The 2,806-nt window shown below is 65.6% G+C and carries 6 protein-coding genes; 4 read left to right on the top strand and 2 right to left on the bottom strand.

What is annotated here, in order from left to right:
• Both ACYCTF_RS08840 and ACYCTF_RS08835 read left to right on the top strand, forming a co-directional pair.
• Nucleotides 1-383, top strand: a 383-nt coding sequence (locus ACYCTF_RS08840; RefSeq protein WP_461284789.1) for a nucleotidyltransferase domain-containing protein, incomplete at its 5' end; no start/stop codon positions are given.
• Nucleotides 373-807, top strand: a complete 435-nt coding sequence (locus tag ACYCTF_RS08835; protein ID WP_461283870.1) for a HEPN domain-containing protein — start codon at nt 373-375, stop codon at nt 805-807. The genes ACYCTF_RS08840 and ACYCTF_RS08835, both read left to right, overlap by 11 nt.
• A 57-nt stretch (nt 808-864) precedes the next feature.
• Here ACYCTF_RS08835 and ACYCTF_RS08830 read toward each other — a convergent pair whose 3' ends face one another.
• A complete protein-coding gene (locus ACYCTF_RS08830; protein WP_461283871.1) occupies nt 865-1,638 on the bottom strand; it encodes a winged helix-turn-helix domain-containing protein in 774 nt (257 codons plus the stop codon).
• Between the two features lie 350 nt (nt 1,639-1,988).
• On the opposite strand from ACYCTF_RS08830, the gene ACYCTF_RS08825 reads away from it, so the two are divergent.
• Nucleotides 1,989-2,243 carry a type II toxin-antitoxin system Phd/YefM family antitoxin gene (locus ACYCTF_RS08825; protein WP_461283872.1) on the top strand — a complete coding sequence of 85 codons (255 nt, stop codon included), beginning with the start codon at nt 1,989-1,991 and terminating at the stop codon, nt 2,241-2,243.
• Nucleotides 2,244-2,666, top strand: a complete 423-nt coding sequence (locus ACYCTF_RS08820) for a PIN domain-containing protein (protein ID WP_461283873.1) — start codon at nt 2,244-2,246, stop codon at nt 2,664-2,666.
• A gap of 14 nt (nt 2,667-2,680) precedes the next feature.
• Here the strand turns inward: ACYCTF_RS08820 and ACYCTF_RS08815 are convergent, their stop codons facing one another.
• Complete coding sequence (locus tag ACYCTF_RS08815) at nt 2,681-2,785, bottom strand: class II aldolase/adducin family protein (protein ID WP_461283876.1); 105 nt, start codon at nt 2,783-2,785, stop codon at nt 2,681-2,683.
• Nucleotides 2,786-2,806 lie beyond the last annotated feature (21 nt).

Genomic DNA, 2,806 nt, shown 5'->3' with positions numbered 1-2,806 from the left:
GGGGCGGCGCTGCGGCACTCGATATTCGCGGCGCGGCGCGGCGTCGTGCGGCCGCCATGCGCGATACAGCCCTCTCGGTCCTTGTACCGGCCCTCGCGCAGGGCCTCTGCGCCCGACGGATTTGGGTGTTCGGGTCGGTGGCGCGGGGCGTGCCGTCGCGGGATTCGGACCTGGACGTACTGGTCGAGGTCGGAGACGCCCTTGCGGGCTTGCCGTTCAAGCAAAGAGTGGCGGCGGCCTACGAGATCGTTGCCCGCGCCTCCCTGCCCTTTGGCTGCGACATCATCCCGTGGACGCAAGCCGAACTCGCCGCGAAGCAGCGTGCGGACGGACCTTTTTTCCGGACCTTATGGGAGGAACGGGACCTTATCTATGAGCATTGAGACGGAATTCGCACAGGCCGCGCGCTGGTTTAAAGCCGCGCGGTCGGACCTCGACACCGCGCGGGCGCTTCAAGGACTCGGACGCTTCGCACCGTCGTGCTTCCATGCCCAGCAGGCCGCGGAGAAGGCCTTCAAGGGTTTGCTCGTGGCCACGGGAAGGCTCCCGAAGACCCATTCGATCGCCCAACTATTGCGCGAACTCCCCCCGGAGCCGGGACGGCAGCCGCTGCTCGCCCAGGCCGCACGGCTCGACAAGCTTTATATCGGAACACGCTACCCCGATGCCCTACCCGAAGGCACGGAGATCGCCGACGCCTACGATGCGAAAGACGCGAAAGACGTGGCGGAAGGGGCCATAACACTCCTGGTCGAATGGGGGCGGAAGTTGGGCGTCCCTGAGACCGATCTCGAGACCTCGCGGTGATACGGTCATGGCCCGAAAGAAGTTGGGTCGTTGACAGGAAGCACAGGGGCGTCGCGCTTAGGACAGCACGACCCTGAGTGCCTCTGGCTGTGGCGCGGGGACGGTATAGCGATAACCGAGGCGATATACGGTCTCGATGCAATCGGGCGCGCCGGCATCGCGCAACACCTTCCGCAACCGCGACACGCACACCGCCAAGGCCGCGGGTGTCATAGAGTGAATGCCGGTGTGACCGGAACAGAGCTGCTCGGCCGAAAGCAACTTGCCCGGCACGCGCGCCAACTCGTGCAGCACACAGAAATGGCGGGGCGACAACGCAAGCGGCGTAGCGCCGACCCGGGCCTGGGCAGTCAAGGGGTCGAGCCACAAGCCATTGGCGTCGGCGCCCCCAAAGGCCTCCTCCCGTCCCGTCGCACGGATGATCCGAGACAGACCGAGAATCAAGGTTGGGGGGTGGAGCGGGAGAGGAACGAAAAGCGCGGCGCCCCCATGAAACGCAGCGGGCGCACGGCGCGCGGGACCTAAGGCCGCCACCGGCAAATGCCAGGCACCATGGGGGTGTCGCGCCGCGAGCGCTGCGATCCGGTCGGTGACCACAGCCACCGCGCTCAAGGCGTAGGCGGCGCGATCGACATAGCGTAGCCCCGGCACGCGATGACCGGTCCAGCCCGCATCCGTGATGGCCTCCGCGCAGCGCGTGGCGAGCGGGTTGGCGGCACAGATCAGAACCGCAGGGGGCCTCGGGGCCTTGCCCATCCTTTTTTGGATAGCGGAGAGCGCGAGCTTGAACTGGCAGATCGCGGTATGAACCAAAAGCGGCAGGAAGCACATGCCTGGAGAACCTGATCGATGATGTCCTGACGGAGCGAACGGGGCCGCCTTAGGGACAGGCGCGACCCCCCCGAGTTGCGATGACCGTCAGTGTATGAGGGCAATATGACGAATCGGTAACACAATTCTTTCAGCAGGGGCAATCGACGGCCGTTCTTAGGTTCGGCGACGGTCACGCACGCGGTGCGTCGAGAAGATTCCCCACGGCTTGGGCCCCGGACCCCGCGTCCACGCAGAAGAGGAGGGCCACGCGCAGCCGACGCCTGCAAGCGCCCGTCCCCTGTGCGGGCTTTGTGCCCCGCTGCCGATAGTAGTAACATTGCTACATTAAAAGACAGGAGCAACGTGCCGTGACAATCACGACCCTGAGCAGCCGGGAACTGAACCAGGATATCGGTCGCGCGAAAAAGGCCGCGCGACGCGGCCCCGTATTCATTACTGATCGCGGGCAACCAGCGCATGTGTTGCTCACCATCGAGGAGTACCGGCGTATCACGGGGCGCCCGCGCAGCATCGTGGACGTCCTCGCCATGCCAGGGCTTGCCGACATCGAGTTCGACCCGCCGCAGTCGCGGAAAGCGCCCTTGCCAGCCGTTTTCGACTGAATGTACCTGCTCGACACGAACGTCATTTCGGAGCTGCGCAAGGCCGGCGATGGCAGGGCCGATCCCCGTGTCACGACGTGGCTCTCGCAAGCGGATGCGGGCGATTTTTATCTGTCGGTCGTGACACTCATGGAGCTTGCGCTTGGCATCCTGTTGGTCGCCCGACGTGACCGCAAGCAAGGTGATCGCTTGTCTGCCTGGCTCGAGACGCGCGTCGTGCGCGAATTCGCCGAACGGACCTTGCCCGTAGACGCTGCCGTGGCCCGCCGCTGCGCCAAACTTCATGTGCCGGATCCGCGCCCGGAACGCGATGCGTTCATCGCTGCCACCGCCCTCGTCCACGGCATGACGGTGGTGACGCGCAACACGGGCGATTTCGTGGTGATGGGCGTGCCACTGCTCAATCCGTGGGAGGCGTCCTAGGCCGCGCGGATGCCCTAAAACCCTCGCGCGAGCAGGGTGAGGAGGAACTCCACCGCCTCGAAATGCCGCAAGGCCTCGGAGATCGTCTGCCCCCAGGCGGTGACGCCATGGTCACGCACGATGAGGGCCGGCAGGGGACG

Source organism: Acidiferrobacter sp. (assembly GCF_054609335.1).
Note: the sequence above shows the minus strand (reverse complement) of the source record. Positions and strands in the feature narration are given on the sequence as shown.

Bases quoted from the DNA above. Each gene is read 5' to 3' on its own strand.
- ACYCTF_RS08835 (WP_461283870.1), top strand. From the start codon at position 373: ATGAGCATTGAGACGGAATTCGCACAGGCCGCGCGCTGGTTTAAAGCC.
- ACYCTF_RS08830 (WP_461283871.1), bottom strand. From the start codon at position 1,638: ATGTGCTTCCTGCCGCTTTTGGTTCATACCGCGATCTGCCAGTTCAAG.
- ACYCTF_RS08820 (WP_461283873.1), top strand. From the start codon at position 2,244: ATGTACCTGCTCGACACGAACGTCATTTCGGAGCTGCGCAAGGCCGGC.